Source organism: Ruminococcus sp. AM43-6 (assembly GCF_003461785.1).
In the GTDB taxonomy this organism is placed as follows: Bacteria; Bacillota; Clostridia; order Oscillospirales; family Ruminococcaceae; genus Hominimerdicola; species Hominimerdicola aceti.
The window spans coordinates 1-20,421 of record NZ_QTXU01000003.1 but is presented as its reverse complement, the minus strand read 5'-3'; the positions used below and the strand labels follow the sequence as shown (position 1 = coordinate 20,421).

Sequence of the window (20,421 nt, the reverse complement as noted above, 5' to 3'; positions counted from 1 at the left end):
AAAATGGATCTAAAAACTTCCCTGCCGAAGAATGCCCCGGCAGACATTGTTTACTCCCTGCCTGCGAACTTCACCCGTGAGGGCGACAAAATGAACGGACATTTCTGCGTGACAAAAGAAAAGATATATGTCTACAACGGCAGTGAGATAACACTTGAATACAGCATAAACGATTTCTCCGAGTTTGAGTGCAAACAGCAGATAGGCACTTCAATGGCTCAGGGAACGCTGAAAAGCGGTGAAACTATCTGCTTCTGCGGTTTTTCGCAGGATCAGTTTCTCAGATACGCCGAGCTTATGAAGCTTCTTGACCACTGTTTGCGTACAGGCGAGCTTATGGAGATAACCGACACGGAAGAGCCTGTCTGCCCCAAATGCGGTCTGCCGCTGGAAGGCGCAAAGGAATGTATCTACTGCACAGGCAAGGGCAAGACAATGGTCAAGCTGATAAAACGCATTGCGCCATACAAGAAATATTTTGCGATCGCAGTTATATGCACGATACTTTCCGAGCTTATATGGGTGCTTGCGCCATATCTTGACAGAGTTATAATCGACAAGTATGTTACCCCGAAAAACACCCATTGGGCAGGCCTTGCAGGCGTTATCATCACTATCGTCACCCTGCTGCTTTTGGCAGGAGTGTTTGAGTTTTTCAACATGAAAAACAGCTTCAAGGTGGCGCTCAATCTGGGTCGTGACCTTAGGCAGGAGATATTTGAAAAGTCACAGCAGCTTTCCATGAACTCCATATCAAAGCGAACAGCAGGCGAGCTTATCAACCGTGTTTCAAGCGACGCCGCAAAGCTTGAGGACTTCATCACTGCAAACGGCAAGGACGCCATAGTAAAAATACTTTCCCTTGTGATAATAGGCATACTGCTTTTTATCATGGACTGGCGGCTTGCGCTTATGACAGTTTTGCCTGTGCCGATAGTTTTCATAATAGTGCAAAAGCTTTTTGACGCCATGGCGATACGCTACACAAAGGTATGGAAAAACGGCGTTTCTCATGGAGAAACTTTGCATGATATCTTAAACGGCATAAGAGTTGTAAAATCTTACGGCAACGAGGTAAGAGAGATACAGCGCTACACAGAATGTTCCGAACGCTGGGCGAAAAGCTGTGTTCGTGCGGAAATGATGTGGTATCTCACCATTCCTGCCTCAGAATTTATCCTCACCATTGGTAACTTCTTCGTACTGTATTTCGGCGGAAACATGATTCTCGACCACACCATGACATTAGGTCAGCTTATACAGTTCACCACCTACGTTGCAATGCTTTACGAGCCTATACGCTGGCTCATACAGATACCGAGAAATCTTGCGGACACCTCAGTTTCCGCAGGCAAGGTCTTTGAAATACTTGACGAGGACACTGACGTTCGTGATTGTGATGACCCTATTGACCTTGACATTCAAGGCGATATCGAATTTGACGGCGTTTATTTCGGCTACAAGGTATACAATCCTGTGCTGAAAGACATAACCTGCAAGATAAACAAAGGCGAAATGATAGGCATTGTGGGACACTCAGGCGTGGGAAAATCCACAATGATAAATCTTATTCTCAGACTTTATGACTGCACGCAGGGAGAGATACGCATTGATGGTGTGAACATAAAGGATATTGCACAGCACAGCCTGCGTTCACAGGTGGGCGTGGTGTTGCAGGAAACTTTCCTTTTTGACGGAAACGTACTTGAAAATATAGCATATGCAAAGCCTGACGCTACCTTTGAGGAAGTAATAAGAGCAGCGAAAATTGCGAATGCACATGACTTTATCACAAAGCTCCCTGACGGCTACAACACCCGAGTGGGCAACAAGGGCTATCAGCTTTCGGGCGGCGAACGTCAGAGAATTGCCATCGCAAGAGCGATACTCCATGACCCTAAGATAATAATACTTGACGAGGCGACGGCTTCTCTTGACACTCAGACGGAGAAGCAGATACAAGACGCTTTGGGCAAGCTCACAAAGGGCAGGACGACAATTGCCATTGCTCACAGACTTTCCACCCTCAGCAACGCCGACAGGCTTATCGTCCTTGACAAGGGCAAACTTGCAGAGTTTGGCACTCACGCTGAACTTATGCAGAAAAAAGGCGTATACTACAAGCTTGTTATGGCTCAGCGCCAGACCACAAAAATGAAAAAAGTCCAACCGCAGACCTGTTAAGCACTTGACATTATCACGGCAATGTGGTAAAATACAATAGTAAAATCTCATATTGGGGAATGATGTTCTCCCCTGGGAAACCTAAACCGCTTATTAAGCTGATGACTTCTGTTTTTTACGCAGGAGTTGTCAGCTTTTTTTGATTTTTGGGAGGTATAATTATGTTATTTTCACTGGCTGTGATCTTTCTTGTGGGGCTGTCAGCCGCCGCCATTTTTCAGGCTATCGGTCTGCCGAGGATAATCGGTATGCTTGCAACGGGCATTCTCACAGGCACTTACGTTCTCGATCTGCTGGATCCTAAGATACTTGGCATATCCTCAGAGCTTCGGCAGATAGCCCTTATCATTATCCTTATCAAAGCAGGGCTGTCACTCAATTTGTCCGACCTGAAAAAGGTGGGCAGACCTGCGGTCATGATGTCATTTCTGCCTGCAAGCTTTGAGATACTGGGATATTTTATCCTTGCTCCGCTGCTTCTTGGGATAAACCACACGGAAGCCGCTGTTATGGGTGCGGTGCTTGGTGCAGTATCCCCTGCGGTGGTAGTGCCGAGAATGGTGAAGCTTATGGAAGAAAAATACGGCACTGAAAAAAGCATACCGCAAATGATACTTGCGGGAGCTTCATGCGATGATATTTTCGTTATCGTGCTGTTCTCCACATTCGTAACAATGGCGCAGGGCGGCTCTGCAAAGGCGACGGATTTTCTTAATATCCCTGTGTCGATAATTCTTGGAGTGCTTCTCGGCTCGCTGTCAGGGTTTGTGCTTTTCTATATTTTTGAGATATCCTACCGCAAAGGTAACAAAATAAGAAACAGCACAAAGGTCATCGCTATCTTGGGCTTGGCGTTCCTGCTCATGTCAGTGGAAACATTTTTGAAGCCTTATGTGGCTGTATCAGGACTTCTTGCAGTTGTGGCAATGGCTTGCGTGATAAAAATAAAGGCTGACAAAAGCGTGTCTGCAAGGCTTTCAGAAAAGTTTGGCAAGCTTTGGATAGCCGCTGAGGCTGTGCTTTTTGTCCTTGTTGGTGCGGCAGTGGATATACGCTACACCCTTACGGCAGGTGCGGCGGCTGTGCTTCTTATTTTCGGAGCGCTTATTTTCAGAGCCGTGGGCGTATGGATATGTCTTCTCGGCACGAAGCTGACCCTTAAAGAAAAGCTTTTCTGTGTAACGGCATATATGCCAAAGGCGACAGTTCAGGCGGCTATCGGCTCAGTGCCGATGTCACTTGGTCTTCCCTGCGGAAAGATAGTGCTTTCTGTGGCTGTGCTTGCGATCCTTATCACAGCACCCCTTGGTGCAATAGGCATTGACCGCAGCTATAAAAGGCTTCTTGCACATGAGGAGTAAAAGGACGTAAAATAGGCGATCGTGGCACTCTCTGCACATTTTATGAGTGAATAATTTTTGATTTCACACATTTTATGAGGGAATAATTTGAGCATTTGCACATTTCACGAAAAATTCTGATTACATTGCATAAAAAAATCGGCACGACCAAATCAAGGTCATGCCGATTTTCATATCCCTACCCTATCTACAGTTGATGCAAGGTGGTAATAAGAATTTGTTACGATACGCATGTTACGTTGCTGGCAATGCGTTGTCAAATGAGGACTTGAACCTCTGAAACCTGCCCGAAGTTTCTGTCCATAATCAGCACATTCTCTGCTGATAGAGATACATCCACCCTGTAGATATCCCACCCATTTCATCACACCAGTTCTGTTGTCCAGTTCAGCTCCTGAATTTTCTCGTCCACATTTCTCAGTTCCTTTGAAAGACCGTCAACCGTTTTCTGTATCTCTGACACAGGAACAGTGCTGACTATTTTTATCTCTGTTCTTGTCATTCTTGTGACACGACTGCTTGCGGTATTCAGAAAATCCCGCAATACCCTTACCTTCTTTTTCAGACAATCTCTGTGTGCAAGAAGCTCTGTGATAGTCTTGCCCTCGTATACTGTTCCGCTGTTGGTAAGATTTATCCGTGCCACCAGATCTTCAAGACGGACTATCAGCCTGTCAAGTTCCTCCATAAGAGCCTTTGGGTCTTCCGCAGGAACATCGCCCTCCTGCACCTTTGCGTTATTGTCAAGTCTGACTGAGATCGTGTTTATTCTGTTCTGGATATCAGAACGCTCAGCCAATGCAGTTGCAAGTTTCATATAAATTACCTCCTATCCTTTGACAACGCCCACTGTGAAAAGCTTCTTTATAGGCGTGGTCAGGTCACTTTGATTTTTCATAACAACATCTATATCCTTGTAAGCAAAGCGGCACTCCTCGGCCACGTCTTTCTTACTGGTCTTTCCAAGCACCACGTTTCTTTGCCTCAGGTCTACCATAACAGACTCAACGGAGAATTTCTCCTTTGCGCCTGTGCGTGAATAGTTTCTGCCTGCACCATGAGAAGAAGTCAAAAAGCTTTCAGCCTTGCCCATGCCCTTGACTATATAGCTGTTTGAGCCCATAGATCCTGGGATTATAGCGACTTCGCCCTCTGCCGCATGGATAGCGCCTTTGCGGTGTACCCACACATTCTCACCGTAGTGATTTTCCAGTGCGGCATAGTTATGGTGACAGTTTATCTCGTCACTATAGTTCGGTGTGATACCCGTATACTTCTCAACCTGCTCTGTAAAAATATGCTTTACCTTTTCAAGCATTACCTCTCTGTTTTCAAAAGCAAAGTCCATTGCAAGCTTCATCCAGTTGAGATATCTCTGACCCTCGTCTGTATCCACAGGGAGAAACGGCAAATTATACTCTGAGGGAACAGTTGAAAAATACTTGTCATTAATCTCATGGGCTATCTTGTTGAAATACTGCCCTATCATGTTGCCGAACATTCGACTTCCCGAATGGAGCATTATACAAGCCATGCCGTTTTCGTCTTCCTGTATCTCGATAAAATGGTTTCCGCCGCCAAGCGAGCCAACGGAATAATATCCCTGCTCGATAAATTTCAGCAATTCGCTGTCAGCATCGTATCTTTCTATCTCGCTTTGCGCCTTATCAAGCACGGCAGAAGTCTGTGGCTTGCCATAATGACTAAAACCCACAGGGATAGTACGGAGTATATTTCCTACTATCACCTTTATAAGCTCGCCGCTCCCTGTTACAGTGTCATGAAGAATGTTCACAGGGATATCTGTCTGCACGAACGCCATTCCACAGCCGATGTCAACGCCAACTGCATTTGGGATCACCGTATTTTTGCAGGCTATCACACCGCCTATAGGCATTCCCTTTCCTGTATGAGTATCAGGCATCAATGCGATATGGTCATGGGCAAATGGAAGATTTGCAAGGTTTATCGCCTGCTCAAGACAGCTTTCCTCGATATCGTCTATAGACTCTGTCCATATCTTGATCGGTACTAGCATTTTATCTTTATCATAATATTCAAACATTTTGTATACCTCCTGCTTTTGCTGTTGTATGTATTATAGCAGATAGATACAAAATAATCATATAAAAAAAGGTGCGAGGTTTTGTTATGTATTGCAATGGGAGTATAGATTTGGTATAATGTTATCAAAGGAGGTGTTCTGAATGGCGGTATATTCTGAACTTATAAAAAATTTTGAGAAGATAAGAGAATATGTGCGTGATTTCTATATCTTTGGATTTCACACAAGAGAAAGCTTTGACGCAAAAAGCAAGCGCACCTATGATAACGAAAAGCGCAGGATAGAAAGCTGGCTTTCAGACCACGTTCACACCTCTTTGGAGGGTCACAAAAAGAAAGTATCTGTGCAGGTGGATTCGGGGAACATTTTTCAAAACCCACTGTATCAGTGCTATCGTTCAAAGACCTTTACGGACAATGATATCCGTCTGCACTTTATTTTAATGGACGCTCTTGAAGATAACGCCATGTCAGTGTCGGAGATAGCAGACTATATTTCTGCAAACTACGGCATGATAATAGACGTGCAGATAATCCGTATCAAGCTAAAGGAATATGTAAAAGAGGGCTTGGTGTCGGAGATCAAAAGCGGAAGAAATATCCTATACACCAAAACCGGTTGTTATGCAGATGATATTGTAAGCAGGTATAGGGGCTTGGGGGATATGATAAAATTTTTCTCTGAGGAAAACCCTTTTGGCGTGGTGGGCAGCTTTATCATGGATAAGCTGGGTGCGAAAAATAATATTTTTGTGCGTAAGCACGCTTACATGGTGCATACTCTTGATGATGAGATACTCATTGATATCATGGGGGCAATGGAGCAGAAAAAGGCTGTTCTGCTATCCTGCGTAAGCCGAAAGAACGACAAAAAGCACGAGATAACAGCCGTTCCACTGAAGATACATTGCTCGGTGCAGACAGGAAGAAATTATCTTATCATGTATTTCACAAAGCAGAAACGTTTGATGTCTGTAAGGGTGGATTCCATAGTGAAAGTTACTCCCCTTGATGTGGTAGCTGACTATGATACATATTACAGATATTATGAGGACAACCGCAGATTTTTATGGGGAACGAGCTTCGGAAAATCACGCAGATACGGACAAAAAGAGCATATCCACATGGAAATAGCGGTAGACGAAGCAAAAGAAATGTATGTTGTGAAGCGTTTGGAACGTGAAAAAAGAAGCGGTACTGTAACAAAGAAATCCGACGGGCTTTATGCCTTTGACATTGACCTTTTTGACGCTAACGAAGCCTTCCCATGGATAAAAACGTTCATCGGCAGGATAGTGGCATTTGAAACAACAAATGAGGAATTGCAGGATAAATTTGATTCGGATATCACAAGGCTTTATGAAATATACGGAGGTGCTGACAAATGAAATTGTTTTCGGAAATATACAGCACCTATTACAGCATAACGGAGAAAATTCTGAAAAGACACACTGTCACAAAGGCTGAGATAGCAGATATCATCAGACAAAACGGCTTTTCTGAAAGCGTTCTTTTCCTCGAACCTAAGCTCACAGGCGAGGGCGGATATGGTCTGCTGAAAAAAGAAGACAGCGTATACAAGTCTATCCTGAAAAAAGAGCCTCATATCCCGCTGACGGCACTTGAAAAAGCGTGGCTTTGTGCGGTGCTAAGCGACCCGAGAAGCGGTCTGTTTCTTGACACTGAGCAAAAGTCGCAGTTGGCGGAACTGCTTGGTGCGAAAAAGCTATATCAGAGAAACTTTTTGAATTGCTTTGACCAATATTCTGACGGTGATGATTTTCATGACCCACAATACATACAGCATTTTCGGGATATACTCTCGGCTATCCATGGCAAAAAGCTTATCAAAATAAGCTTTCAGACAAGAAAAGACAACCGCATCACACACTATTTTCTGCCCACAAAAATCGAATACTCTGCCAAAAACAACAAGTTCAGGGTATATGTGAACCGATACCAAAAGCGCAGAATGGTGGACAGTGGCATTATAAACCTGTCGCAGGTAACACTCACTAAGCTGACGGATATAACGCCTGAGAGCTTTTTAGCTGTCACAGACAAGAAAAAGCAGGCAAAAATAAAGATACTTAACGAGCGAAATGCGGTAAATCGTTTTATGCTTGAATTTGCAGAGCTTGAAAAAGAGTCGGTCTTTGATGAGGACAGCGGTGAATGTATGGTTTCTATTAAATATGATGAGCAGAATGAAAATGAGATAATAATACGTTTGTTGGCATTCGGACCTGTGGTGGAGGTGCTTTCGCCATATGATTTTCGCAGGAAAATCAAGGAGAGGGTGGACAGGCAGTTGGCTTTGATGAAAGAATAAAACAAAGGCTATCTGCCGTTTATATGGCAGAGAGCCTTGCTTTTTATCGTTTAAAAGATTTGCCCGTCAAGCAACATCACAAAGTCAAGCTTCGGCACAAAATCAGCGTCATTTCTAAGCTGACTAAGCACATAATGTTCAAGACAGCCGGGACGGTAAACGTTCCAAAAACTCTCCCTTACAAGGTTTTCGACTTCATAGTATTCTTCTTTTTTCTCTAAACGAATCACAATATTTTTATTCATTGTTTTACCTCCTGAATGTTGTAAATGTCAACTGCTACTCAGCGGGAGGTTTTAAAGATCGCCGTAAACCTCCCGTTTACGCTGCAATCTCCATTGTGTTGTACTTATTAAAAAAGCACTATCCTATTTTTTATTATTTATAACAAAGCCATACAGCTCAGTCACCATTTATATATGCTGTTGTTCTTTGTTATTATGCCTTTGCAAGAAATTCCTTTCCTGCCTTATCGGTATCAAGTATCGCCTTGATAAACTTTTCTTCCGAAGGCTCGCCAGGAACATAAGTCCACTCAACAACGCTTGCCGCCTTATGTGCAATGGCTGGGACATCTTCTTCTGTCAGAGCTATCTCTCCTAATGTGCATGGCAGACCTATACTGCGGTTGAACTCAAAAATGCGCTGACGTTCTTCAAACTGCTCGTCATATGTAAGCAGGCAAAGCACACCGAATGAAACTATCTCTCCGTGGAGGTGGTCATGCTCGCACTTTGGAAACAGCGAAGCGCCATAGTAAACGCAATGGGCAAGAGATGAATTATAATAGTAATCGTCCTTTGGATCGGGGTTGTTCTGATGAACAGTAAAATTTGAAACAAGACCTGTTGTAATGATGATATCAAGAGCTATCTGCTCGATATTCTTTGAAGAAACGTTATTTCTGCAATCCGCAAGTGCTTTTTTTCCGTAGGATACAAGCGGTTCTGTGCATGCCTCTGCAAGAACTCTGCCAAGCAAAGGCGTATGGGTCATATCCTTATCACGGCAGGCAAAGACCACCTCGTACTCTTTGCTGAGAGCGTCGCCGATACCAGCCCAGAACAACTTTTCAGGAGACTCTGCGATTATCTTTGTGTTAATGAAAGTATGGATCGCAGGGGCTTTGAGGTAAGCATATTCCTTGAAAGTGCCGTCAGCGTTGTAGATAACAGATATTGCCGTACATGAAGCGCAGTTTGAAGCAAGGGTCGGGAAAGTGAAAAACGGCTTGTCCATTCTGTCGCAAAGGGTCTTTACAGTATCAACGGCACGTCCACCGCCAACGCCAAAGACCATATCCGCATTTTGCACTTCCGGCATAGCTTTAAGCATTTCAATGTTCTCATAATTTGAATCACCGCCATACCATATGAAGTCGGTTATCTCAAGATCAGAGCCTTTGAGAGCCGCAAGCAGTTCAGGCTTAGCCTTTTCCATAGCGGTCTTTCCACCGATAACAACAGCGGTTTTTCCATAACGTCGGGTAACATAAGGTATTTCTTTGTAGCAGTCGTCGCCAATAGAGTAGCTTGGTAAAAATTCGTTGTAAGACATATTCTTTCCTCCGTTATTTTTAACGGCATTTTCTACCGTCATAATTATATGATTTAATAATACAACTATTTATAGAGTAATTTTGTGATATTTTGTTAATAATTATTAAAAATATATCAAAAAGCGGCACTCCCAAACCACTGCCACTGTTCTGCCTGCGCCCTCGTCGCGGAGCACTTTGAGTATCACCGCTTCGTTAAGGCTGTCAAGATTGCCTGTCGGCTCGTCAAGTATAGCGAACATCTTGTCCCTTGCCGCCATGCCGTTCATTGCAGCGTGAAAAAAGCTGCCTAACCTTCTCATTTGTATGAAAAAAAATCAGCCGAGAGCATCAAACAAACAGTACAGCCTTTATAGCTATTTAGGAAAATACAGAGTAAATTCTGCACCCTTGTCAACCTCGCCATATGCTTCTATCCTGCCACCATGACGCTTTATTATGCGGTCTGCCGTGGCAAGCCCAATGCCGCTGCCCTCGTATTCTTCGTCAAGATGAAGCCGCTGAAAAACACCGAAAAGCTTGTCAGCATATGCCATGTCAAAACCTGCACCATTATCTCTGAAGGATATTACCACATAGCTCTCGTCAGGTATTGCAGACACTGTTATAACAGCGTTCTGCCTGTGGCGGGTGAATTTGAAAGCGTTCGTCATAAGGTTTTTCACAAGCATTCTCACCAGCACATCATCACCGCTTATTTGCGGCAAACTGCCCTCGATAAGAGTTATGTTTCGCTCAGGCTCAGCGGACTTGCACTCGTCGAAGATATCCCTTACTAATTCATTCATATCAAGCGTTTCATATTCAGGCTCGATACTGCACATTTTTGAGAAACTCAGAAGCCGTTCTATCATTGTGATAAGCTTTGCAGTCTTACCCTCTATCATTGAAGCTATCTTCAATGCGTCCTCTGTGTTGCCTGCGCTTATGTCCTTTTTCAGCGTATCAGCCAACATCTGCGTAACATTCAGCGGCGAACGCAGGTCGTGAGATATTGCCGAGCAGAACAGACTAAGCTCATTGTTTGCCGCCTCAAGCTTTCTGCGCTTGCTGTATATTTCAAGGTGAGTTTTCACTCGTGCCAAAAGCTCCTCCTTTGTAAACGGCTTCACAACATAGTCACAGCACCCAAGCTCAAAGCCCTTTTTTATCATGGCAGGGTCGGATTCAGAAGTCATGAAGATAACAGGTATCTCCTTTGTTTCCTCATCAGATTTGAAATGCCTGCAAAGCTCCAGACCGTCCATGCCCTCCATTTTGATATCCAAAAGGATAAGGTGAGGCTTGCTCTTTTCTGTCATTTTAAGAGCCGCATTTGCACTTGTCGCCCCAAGCACCCCGAAGCCCTCGTTTCGCAGTATAGTGCCTGCAAAGGCTATATGCTCAGGCATATCGTCAACAATAAGTATCTCCGCTTTTTCAAACATTCCATCACCGCCTTGCCTAAAAAATACTATTCCGTCATGAGTCTTTGTACCTCGTCCTTGTCTGCAAGCTTTGTTTCGTTAGCATAGACTATCTCGCCCTTTTCCATTACATAAAGCTTGTTGGTGTTTTCAAGAACAAAATCCAAATACTGCTCCACAAGAAGCACTGTTATGCCTTTCCACTCGTTTATTTTCTGTATCGCCGCTCCTATATCCTGAATTATCGACGGCTGTATGCCCTCTGTAGGCTCGTCAAGAATAAGTATCTTCGGCTCTGCTGCGAGGGCTCTTGCAATTGCTAACTGCTGTTGCTGACCGCCTGAAAGGTCGCCGCCCTTACGCTTTGCAAACTTCGGAAGTATAGGGAATAGATCATATATATAATCAGGCACTTTGCCCTTACCGCCCTTTGGCTGCAATCCAAGCTCGATATTTTCCTCAACTGTCATCCGTGAAAAAATATCACGTCCCTGTGGAACATAGCCTATGCCAAGCTTTACACGCTCATAGACAGGCTTTTTGATGATGTTCTCCCCGTCAAATATTATCTCTCCTTTCGGGGTCTTTACAATTCCCATTATGCTTTTGAGAGTGGTGCTTTTGCCAACGCCATTTCTGCCGATAAGCCCCACTATCCCGCCTTTTTCTACCTCAAAGCTCAGGTTTTCTATAACACGGCTCTCACCGTAATATGAGTCAACGTTTTTCAAGCTTAGCATTTTACTCGCCTCCTCTTCCCAGATAAACAGCCTGAACTGTCTTGTCTGCAAGTATGTCGCCGATGTTGCCCTCCATGAGCATTTTGCCCTCATGAAGCACAGTTACGATATCAGCTGCCTGCTTTACAAAGTCCATATCATGCTCGATAACGATAATAGTGCAATCCTTTTTTATCTCCTTTAGGATCTCGCCCGTTCGGAAAGTTTCGGGCTTACCCATGCCTGCGGCAGGCTCGTCAAGCATTATTATCTCAGGCTTCTGCACAAGCTGCATCGCTATCTCAAGCCACTGCTTCTGACCATGAGCAAGACTGCCTGCACGTTCTGACGCTTTATCCTCAAGTCCCACACGTTCAAGCGTCGAGCGGATATTTTCCATATCCTCCTTTGAAGGCTTTTTGAAAATAGAATCAAGTATGCCCTTGTGACCCTTTAGAGAAAGTATCATGTTCTCCTCCACAGTGAGGTTTACGAATACAGATGGTACCTGAAACTTTCTTCCCACGCCCTCCTGCACTATCTTATACTCTTTCATGCCTGTGAGCCTTACGGCTTCTCTGCCCTTTGGGTGGAAAATAACAGTACCTGAGGTGGGCTTTGTCTTTGCACAGATTATGTCAAGAAGCGTGGTCTTTCCAGCGCCGTTGGGTCCGATGAAAAAGTGTATGCTGTTGCGCATGACCTTTGTTCTCACCTCTGTGAGGGCGTAAAAGCCGTCAAAGGAAACGGAAATATTGTTTATTTCAAGAACAACATCATTTGTCTTTGTAGCTGTAGCCATTTTACGCCGCCTCCTTTGCCTTGTCTTTGCCCTTTGTTTTAAGCTTGCGGAAAAGTGCTGGGAGCTGTTCGCTGACGATACCAACGATACCGCTCTTGAAGAATATGATAGTCACGCAGAACACTGCGCCGATTATATACTGCCATATCTCAACCATGCTTCCTGAGCTGAGGTTATACTCGCAAAGATTGATAAGAAATGCACCGATAACAGCACCTATTATCGTTCCTCTGCCGCCAACAGCTACCCATATGACCATTGTGATAGAATATGAAATAGTCATTTGTGACGGAGTAATGCTTCCGTTGAAGTTTACAAAAACTGCGCCTGCGATACCTGCCAGTGCCGCAGACAGCACATAGATAAAGTTCTTATATGCGCTTACCTTATAGCCTGAGAAGTATGTTCTGTTCTCGCCGTCTCTGATAGCGATAAGAAGCTTGCCGAACTTACGGCTAACAAGAAATCTTGAAAGTGCGAAGATAAGTGTCATAAGGATAAGTGCAAGATAATAAAGCTTGAACATCTCGTTTCTGTGAAGATTGCCCTTGATGCTTCCGAAAATGGTCTTTATCTCTGTGATACCCACGTTTCCGTTCGTGTAGGTAGAAAGTGCGATAAAGATAGAATAAGCCGCCCATGTGAGTGCCTGTGAGATGATAGAGAAATAAACGCCCTTTACTCTGTTTTTAAAGATAAAATATCCGATAATAAACGCCACCACTGAGGGTACTGCTATAATAAGGATAAGGGTCAGAGCAAAGGAGTTGAAAGGCTTCCAGATAAGAGGAAGTTCATCAAGTCCGCCTATGTGCATAAAGTCTGTTATCTTGCCGCCTGTTTCCTGAAGTTTAAGATACATTGCCATGCAGTATCCACCAAGGGCAAAATAAAGTCCGTGACCAAGGCTCAGGATACCTGTATAGCCCCATATAAGGTCGATACCCATTGCGGCAATGGCGAACGCCATACACTTGCCGAGAAATATAACTGTAGATGAACCGGAGAGCATTCCGGCATTAAGAAGCAACGGCATGATGCCAAGTATTATTGCTATTATAAGAAAGCTTATAGCCGCTCCTCTCTTTTTGAAAAATCCGCTAACTTTCATTGACCGAAACAACTCCCTTACTCGTCGAGATTTCTGCTCTTGATAACGAAAAGTCCCTGTGGACGCTTCTGCAAAAAGATAATAACGATAAGCAGAACGATAGCTTTTGCGATAGTTGATGAAGTATAATTCTCTGTGAAAATGCTTGCAGAGCCTATTATTACAGAGCCGATAGCAGTGCCGAGGAGTTTGCCGACGCCACCAAGAACAACTGCCATAAAGCTGTTTACTATGTAGCTCTGACCTACAGTCGAGTCGATAGAACCAAGAAGCGCCACTGAACAGCCTGCGATCCCGGCAAGACCTGAGCCGATAGCAAAGGTAATGTTATCCACCTTGCGTGAGTTTATGCCCATACATTTTGCCATTGTTCTGTTTTGCATAACAGCTCTCATCTGCTTGCCGAAGTTTGACTTATACATGATAAACCACACCAGAAGCAGACAAAGTGCCACAAGAAGAATGATGAAAAGTCTGTTGTATGAGAATGTACAGCCGCCTATCTTTATTCCACCGTTTAAGAATGACGGTGCTGTTACGTTTACACCCTGTGTGCCGAAAATGCTTCTTGCCGCCTGCTGTAAAATAAGGCTTATGCCCCATGTTGCAAGCAAGCTGTCTATCTCTCGCCCGTATAATCGGGAGATGATAAACTTTTCAAGCAAGCTTCCAAGAATGAACGTCACGCCGAATGCGGCAGGGATTGCAACAAAATAATAAACGTCACGAATGCTTTCGGGACAGTATTTTACGAATATCTGCTGAACGACATATGTTGTATATGCGCCTATCATCACAAACTCTCCGTGAGCCATGTTTATGACCCTCATAAGTCCGAAGGTTATTGCAAGGCCGAGAGAAGTAAGAAGTATGATAGAGCTAAGGCTTACGCCGTTGAACATAGTGTTTATAAAACGATCCATAGATTTTTGCCACGTCCTTTCGTGTCCTTAATAATGCACAGCCAAATTACTGACTGTGCATTAAAGGATACTTACAGAGGATTTATTATGAAATATGCTTATTCAAGAGGCTGGATTCCTGCCTTAACTGCCCAATCATAAGTTGAGAGATATGGGTCCGGAGCAACAGGATCAGTTGCGTAGATCTCGTTGATAAGTCCGTCGTCGCCCACCTGACCGATCCTTACAGGCTTTACAAGGTGGTGGTTGTCGCCCTGGATAGTTACAGTGCCTTCCGGTGCGTCAAAGGATATCTCGCCTGACTCGACTGCCTTGATAACGTCCTCAGGCTCAAAGCTGTCTGCCTTTTCGCAGGCTGCTTTCCAAAGATAAACTGCGTCATATGCAGCTTCCGCAGGGTCAGATGTCACTCTGTTCTCACCGTATGCGTCCTTATATGCATTAACAAATTCCTTGTTCTTTTCTGTGTCTGTTGTCTGATAATAGTTCCATGATACCATGTGACCCTTTAGGATATCAGCACCGATAGTAGCGACCTCTTCCTCTGCGATAGAGAATGACATTGTCATGTAATCCTTGCTTGTATAGTTCTTTTCAGACATCTGCTTGAAGAATGAAACGTTGCCTGTTCCGTTAAGAGTGTTGATGATAACGTCAGGCTTTGCAGCTTCGATCTTTGAGATGATAGCGGCAAAATCCGTCTGGTCCATATCTGCATACTCTTCACCAACGGCTTCTGCGCCCTTTGCTTCAAGCTGTGCGTTGATTATCATGTTCGCTGTTCTTGGGAAAACGTAGTCAGAGCCAAGCAAGAAGAATTTCTTATAGCCCTGCTCCAGCAGATAGTCGATAGCAGGAACGATCTGCTGGTTTGGTGCTGCACCTGTGTATACGATATTTGATGAGCTTTCCATGCCCTCATACTGAACAGGATACCAAAGAAGTGAGCCGTATTCCTCAACGATAGGCTTAACAGCCTTTCTTGATGATGAAGTCCAGCAACCGAAGATAGTTGAAACGCCCTCGCTGTCAATAAGCTTTTCAGCCTTTGTTGCGAATGTTGACGGCTCGGAAGCTCCGTCCTCCTCGACGTATTCTATCTGCTTGCCGTTTACACCGCCTGCGGCATTTATCTCCTTGATAGCAAGCACCTCAGCGTCACGAACTGACTTTTCACTGATAGCCATTGAGCCTGTGAGGGAGTGAAGAAGCCCTACCTTAACTGTGTCGCCGTCACCACTGCTTGAGCCCCCTCCTGAGCCGCAGGCTGTGAGCATCGTTGCCGCCAGAGCCGCTGCTGAAAGCACCGCTAAAAATCTCTTCATTCTTGTCTTTTTCATAGTGTTTTCCTCCAATTCATTTTACTTTTCCATACTAAATGCAATAAAAAATTGGCTCTCTGCACCAAAGGGTATTTCCCTTGACAGATAAACCAACTTCATTGTTGTGATATTCAGTTTTTTACCTAAAACAGACCAAGCTGTTTAAGTGCCTTATCATTTTCCGCTGTACCTTTTTTATCGAGAATATCCTCTCCAAGCTTTATCTTCAGATACTGAATGATAAGCTCAGTGCATTTATCCATTCCCATACGGTCAGAATTAAGGGTCATATCGTAAAGCACCGGATTTGTCCACGTTTCACCGCCTGTGTAATACTTGTAGTAATCGGCACGATAGCGGTCGGTCTGATAGATCATTCTGTGGGCTTCTTCCTCGGTGACGCCAAGGCGTTCAATAACATTTTTTACGCAGAAAGCTCTTGGAGCTTCTATATACACGCTTACGGTGTTGTCATAGTCACGCAGCAGGTGATTTGCACATTTTCCAATGATAATGCAGGATTGCTGCTTGGCAAGCTCCTTGATTATCTTCGCCTGAATATTGTAAAGATTAACGTCAGAAATGAAGCTCCTGTCCGTCGGCTCAACGATATCGTCCTTATTCGCAGACTTCATAAGCCTTTTGATAAGGTGGTAGCCCCTCAGCTTTTCATCCACCTTAAAAAACAGATCCTTGTTTATTCCGCTGTAGTTTGAAGCCATGCTGAGTATCTGGCTTTCATAGCAAGGTATCCCAAGCTGTTTTGAAAGAGCAAGTCCGATCTGCTTTCCTCCGCTTCCGAAGCCTCTTGCTATGGTAATAACGAAATTGTCCATTTCTATCACCTCCTGTGCTTATAGTATAGCACAGGGTTCAAAAGATAAAAACACTAAAAATCAGAGAAAACCCTATATTTTTCAGACAAGTCACAATGATTGTTTGTACTGCGCAGGGGAAACGCCCGTTATCTCTTTGAACACCTTTGTGAAATAGTCTGCGCTTGAATAGCCAAGCTCCTCGCTTATCTCATAGGCTTTCATACCGCTTTGCCGCAGAAGCTCTTTTGCGTATTCTATTTTCACAAGGGTGCTGAATTTGCTGAAGCTTTCTCCTATCTGCCGTCTGAAAAGCTTACCGAAATAGTCACGGCTGAAGCCGAAATGCTCCGCCGCCTGCTCAACTGAGATATCCCGACAGCTTGTATTTGAAAAATATGTGCAGATATCCTGAGTAAAGCTGTCTCCGCTACTTTTGCCCACGGCTTCAAGTGCCGAAAGCACATAGTCTGAGCAGGTGTTTTCAACCTTCTTCTCTTCAAGCTTTTCGGTTACACGTCTTAGCATATCTCCAAGCTTTTGCTCATTGACTGGCTTTAAAAGATAGTCAAACGCCCCAAGCACAAGCCCTTTTCGTGCATATTCAAACTCGTCATATGAGCTTATGAAAGCCACTGCCACATCTATGCCAAGCTCGTTTATCTTTCCAAGAAGCTCTATGCCGTCAATAAACGGCATTCTTATATCCGTCAGCACAAGGTCAAAATCTTCGGATCTAAGCACAGCAAGAGCGTCCTTGCCGTTTGACACCTCTTTTGCTATAACAAAGCCACATTCTTTCCACACTGACATTCGTGAGTAGATAAAACGCATATCTGCGTCGTCCTCTGCCAAAAGTATCTTATACACACTTGTCACCTCCATAAATCCTCAGACTGTGTGATGCTGAGAAGGTCGTATCTGTTTATGTATTCTTCAAGCTGCCTGAATTTCGTCTTTTCCATGCACTCTTTAAACTCTGCCCTATGCTGTTGAAAATATTCCGCCGCAGAGATATCAAAGGCTTTACAAAGGTCTAAAAGCTCTTTTACAAGCTGTGAGTTTTTCTGGCTCTCTGCATTTTGCACCATGCTGTCATCATCAAGCTGCAAAAATTCTTCAAGCCTGCTCACTGCCTTTTCCCACTGCTCCTCAAAGTCTTTTGTATCAGCATTTTGCGGTGCATCAGATTTGAGAATATCACTTAATGCCTTTGCACTTTCATGAAGCTTTCTGCAACAAAGATTGCCCGAAATCCCTATAACGTCATGGAGTATAATCCGCGCGTTCATATAGTTTCCCGCTTCGATATGCTGGCAGATATATTTCTGGTCGCTTCCGTGTTCGGAAATAAAACGCTTTATTATATCAAATAGTATGCTTTTGCTTCCACCCAAAGCGTCAAGGCAGGCAACGCAATCAAACACCTCATCACCCTGCTCTGTAGCTTTTTCGGGCATTTCACGCCTTATGTGCAAATGCTTGTATATCATTTTTCTAAGATCATCAGGTCGGAAAGGCTTTGAGATATAGCCGTCCATGCCTGCTTCATAGGCTTTTTGTTCTATGCCCGAAACAACGTCGGCAGTAAGAGCGATTATTGGCGTAAGTCTGAAATCAGGAAGTTCTCTTATGTGTCTTGCTGTTTCATAGCCGTCCATATCAGGCATATGAAGGTCAAGAATTATCATATCAGGACTATGACCAAGGCAATATTCTATAGCCTTTGAGCCGCTGTCGGCGGTATCCACCTGCAAGCCGTATGTACCTAATATCTCGCTTTCGATATCCAGGTTCACACTGTTGTCGTCCACCAACAAAATTACCGTTTTTTCAACAAGCACGCCCTGAGAAGTATCATTTTCGCTCTGCACCTGTGACGGCTCTGCGACATCAAACGGCATAAGAAAGCTAAAGCACGAGCCTTTTCCAAGCTGAGATGTAACCTCGATGCTATATTTACCACCGCTTGCCGCCTTGACGATAGATTGCGAGATAGGAAGCCCCAGACCTGTTCCGCCGTGACGTCTTGTCACTCCTGCGTCGCTTTGGATAAAAGGTTCAAAAATGCTCTCAAGCCTGTCTTGGGGTATGCCCTCCCCTGAGTCTGAAACACTGAACTTGATAACAACGCTTTTGCTCTTTATTTCCTGACATTTACAGTCAAAGACCACCTCGCCCCTGTCGGTGAACTTCACCGCATTTCCGATAAGATTTACAATCACCTGCCTCAATCGCAAAGGGTCGCCGCTGATGCAATTCGGCAAATCCCCCGATATATCAAGACGCAATGGGATATCCTTTGCTATGGCTGTGCTTTCCATTATGGAATAGGTGTCGCTTATAAGCTTCACCAGGTCAAAATCGGTGTATTCGAGCTGCAAGCTTCCCGACTCTATTTTGGAAAAGTCAAGAACGTTATTTATAAGACCAAGAAGATTTTCTGAGGCTGTGTTTATATTAGTGCAATATCTCTTCTGAGCATCATTAAGACTGGTATTTGAAAGCATATAAAGATAGCCTGTGATAGCATTAAGCGGCGTGCGAAGCTCATGGCTCATTTGTGCAAGAAAATCACTTTTTGCACTGTTCGCCCTGTCTGCTTCTTCTTTAGCCTGACGCATTTGTGCCTCGGCTGTTTCACGCTTTTTAAGCTCATTTTGAAGTATCTGCGAAAGGCGGTTGAAAAGCTCGCCAAATCGAAAAAGCTCATACGCTCCCTTTGGTGACACACGGACGTTTGAAAGGTCAAATTCGGCAGAATTTTCATTACGCTTTGAAAGGCTCTCAGAGTAGTCGTTTATAGGTCTGACATAAAGGCTCTCAAAAACTATCAGTACTATGCCCACAATAACTAGCACGCTCGCTGAACACACAAGCTGTATCACCAGTGCAGTTTCACGTCCTGCGGCAGCGCTTTCCACCTCTGCATCAAGACGTTTATTAAGAGCCTGACGAAAGCGTTCTATAGGCGACATTATCATGGTTTTAGAATCGTTATAAAAGCTGTCATAAAGTATCTCGCGGGAACGCTCTTTCATTTCATCAGGGCTAAGTCCGCTGTATTCCTCAAGCAGTGGCGTATCCTCCACAATGGAAACATACTCGGCCAACCTGCCTCCCTTGCTGTCGCCATACTGTTTAGCTGTTATGCCTTTTGCAGTGAGCATAAGCTTCATTGACACCGTTTCGGTCTTTATGAGAGTATCAGAATACTTTTTGGCTTCCGCAAGAAGCGCAGTTTCGTTCTCAGGAGGATCAAGAGCGGAAAGGCTATTTATAACACGGTCACGGGTCTTTTCCTCATAGACCTCATACCAATAGTTATAAAGATGTTCGATATCTCCTGTTACGGAGAATTTTCTAGCTTCATCGGTAAGATAATCGGAAGCGTCCGCAAGCTCCTGCCCAAGGTCAGAAAGCTCTCCCCTGTTTGATTGTGCGGTATTCTCTCTGTCGATACACCGGGACATATATCTGCTGCTCATTAAAGTAAGAGCAGTAATAAGAAGAAACACCACAACTGCACAGATGGTGATATTGCGGCTTTTGAGCACACTTCTGCCCTTCTTTTTACTGACCTTCACAGAAAACACCCCCACAAAAAAACAAAAAACGCCCCGTGAAAAATACACGGAGCGTCATTGCCCTTAAATTATTACACTAAAATTATATCATATTTTTGCAGTTTTGTCAACTGTTGTGGAATTTTAGCTATTTCAACTTTTGTAGTGCTACAATAGATATTGGACAAAATTAAGAAAAAAGAAACCTGCTAAGAAAAATCAATAGGCAAAATGAACAAAGTTGAGAAAAGAAGCAAA

The 20,421-nt window shown here is 44.1% G+C and carries 18 protein-coding genes and 1 riboswitch; of the genes, 4 read left to right on the top strand and 14 right to left on the bottom strand.

The features are described 5' to 3' along the window. Positions 1-3 precede the first annotated feature (3 nt). Both DW938_RS03380 and DW938_RS03375 read left to right on the top strand, forming a co-directional pair. Entirely contained in the window at positions 4-2,184 is a 2,181-nt protein-coding gene (locus DW938_RS03380) for an ABC transporter ATP-binding protein (RefSeq protein ID WP_118123891.1), read from the top strand. Between the two features lie 46 nt (positions 2,185-2,230). Beyond that, positions 2,231-2,302: riboswitch (Fluoride riboswitch) on the top strand. Positions 2,303-2,345: 43 nt separating this feature from the next. After that, positions 2,346-3,545 carry a cation:proton antiporter gene (locus DW938_RS03375; protein ID WP_117905653.1) on the top strand — a complete coding sequence of 400 codons (1,200 nt, stop codon included), beginning with the start codon at positions 2,346-2,348 and terminating at the stop codon, positions 3,543-3,545. A 364-nt stretch (positions 3,546-3,909) separates the two neighbouring features. On the opposite strand, the gene DW938_RS03370 is transcribed toward DW938_RS03375, so the two are convergent. Both DW938_RS03370 and DW938_RS03365 read right to left on the bottom strand, forming a co-directional pair. After that, positions 3,910-4,362, bottom strand: coding sequence for a DIP1984 family protein (locus DW938_RS03370; RefSeq protein WP_118123890.1), 453 nt, complete (start codon positions 4,360-4,362; stop codon positions 3,910-3,912). A 12-nt stretch (positions 4,363-4,374) separates the two neighbouring features. Beyond that, entirely contained in the window at positions 4,375-5,610 is a 1,236-nt protein-coding gene (locus tag DW938_RS03365) for an RtcB family protein (RefSeq protein ID WP_118123889.1), read from the bottom strand. Positions 5,611-5,752: 142 nt separating this feature from the next. On the opposite strand from DW938_RS03365, the gene DW938_RS03360 reads away from it, so the two are divergent. After that, positions 5,753-6,997, top strand: coding sequence for a WYL domain-containing protein (locus DW938_RS03360; RefSeq protein WP_118123888.1), 1,245 nt, complete (start codon positions 5,753-5,755; stop codon positions 6,995-6,997). Continuing rightward, positions 6,994-7,941, top strand: coding sequence for a WYL domain-containing protein (locus DW938_RS03355; protein ID WP_118123887.1), 948 nt, complete (start codon positions 6,994-6,996; stop codon positions 7,939-7,941). The genes DW938_RS03360 and DW938_RS03355 overlap by 4 nt, the downstream gene beginning before the upstream one ends. A gap of 50 nt (positions 7,942-7,991) precedes the next feature. Here the strand turns inward: DW938_RS03355 and DW938_RS03350 are convergent, their stop codons facing one another. From DW938_RS03350 to DW938_RS03295, 12 genes are all read right to left on the bottom strand, one after another. Then, positions 7,992-8,186, bottom strand: a complete 195-nt coding sequence (locus DW938_RS03350) for an acetyltransferase (protein WP_117859442.1) — start codon at positions 8,184-8,186, stop codon at positions 7,992-7,994. A 193-nt stretch (positions 8,187-8,379) separates the two neighbouring features. After that, a complete protein-coding gene (locus tag DW938_RS03345) occupies positions 8,380-9,498 on the bottom strand; it encodes an iron-containing alcohol dehydrogenase family protein (RefSeq protein WP_118123886.1) in 1,119 nt (372 codons plus the stop codon). A gap of 105 nt (positions 9,499-9,603) precedes the next feature. Beyond that, a complete protein-coding gene (locus tag DW938_RS03340) occupies positions 9,604-9,801 on the bottom strand; it encodes a hypothetical protein (protein ID WP_118123885.1) in 198 nt (65 codons plus the stop codon). A 54-nt stretch (positions 9,802-9,855) separates the two neighbouring features. After that, complete coding sequence (locus DW938_RS03335; protein ID WP_118123884.1) at positions 9,856-10,926, bottom strand: response regulator; 1,071 nt, start codon at positions 10,924-10,926, stop codon at positions 9,856-9,858. Between the two features lie 26 nt (positions 10,927-10,952). Further along, on the bottom strand, positions 10,953-11,645 hold the full coding sequence (urtE, locus tag DW938_RS03330) for an urea ABC transporter ATP-binding subunit UrtE (RefSeq protein ID WP_117896372.1): 693 nt from the start codon (positions 11,643-11,645) through the stop codon (positions 10,953-10,955). A gap of 1 nt (position 11,646) precedes the next feature. Then, positions 11,647-12,426, bottom strand: a complete 780-nt coding sequence (gene urtD / locus DW938_RS03325) for an urea ABC transporter ATP-binding protein UrtD (RefSeq protein WP_118123883.1) — start codon at positions 12,424-12,426, stop codon at positions 11,647-11,649. 1 nt (position 12,427) lies between these two features. Continuing rightward, positions 12,428-13,537, bottom strand: coding sequence for an urea ABC transporter permease subunit UrtC (gene urtC / locus DW938_RS03320; protein WP_118123882.1), 1,110 nt, complete (start codon positions 13,535-13,537; stop codon positions 12,428-12,430). Between the two features lie 17 nt (positions 13,538-13,554). Next, complete coding sequence (urtB, locus tag DW938_RS03315; protein ID WP_117927753.1) at positions 13,555-14,460, bottom strand: urea ABC transporter permease subunit UrtB; 906 nt, start codon at positions 14,458-14,460, stop codon at positions 13,555-13,557. Positions 14,461-14,558: 98 nt separating this feature from the next. After that, positions 14,559-15,800 carry an urea ABC transporter substrate-binding protein gene (urtA, locus tag DW938_RS03310; RefSeq protein WP_118123881.1) on the bottom strand — a complete coding sequence of 414 codons (1,242 nt, stop codon included), beginning with the start codon at positions 15,798-15,800 and terminating at the stop codon, positions 14,559-14,561. Between the two features lie 125 nt (positions 15,801-15,925). Further along, the gene (locus DW938_RS03305; RefSeq protein WP_118123880.1) at positions 15,926-16,618 is read right to left on the bottom strand and encodes a cytidylate kinase-like family protein; all 693 of its coding nucleotides are present in this window, start codon (positions 16,616-16,618) and stop codon (positions 15,926-15,928) included. 90 nt (positions 16,619-16,708) lie between these two features. After that, positions 16,709-17,467, bottom strand: coding sequence for a response regulator (locus DW938_RS03300; protein ID WP_181984357.1), 759 nt, complete (start codon positions 17,465-17,467; stop codon positions 16,709-16,711). A gap of 5 nt (positions 17,468-17,472) precedes the next feature. Next, on the bottom strand, positions 17,473-20,184 hold the full coding sequence (locus DW938_RS03295; RefSeq protein ID WP_118123878.1) for a response regulator: 2,712 nt from the start codon (positions 20,182-20,184) through the stop codon (positions 17,473-17,475). Positions 20,185-20,421: the final 237 nt, after the last annotated feature.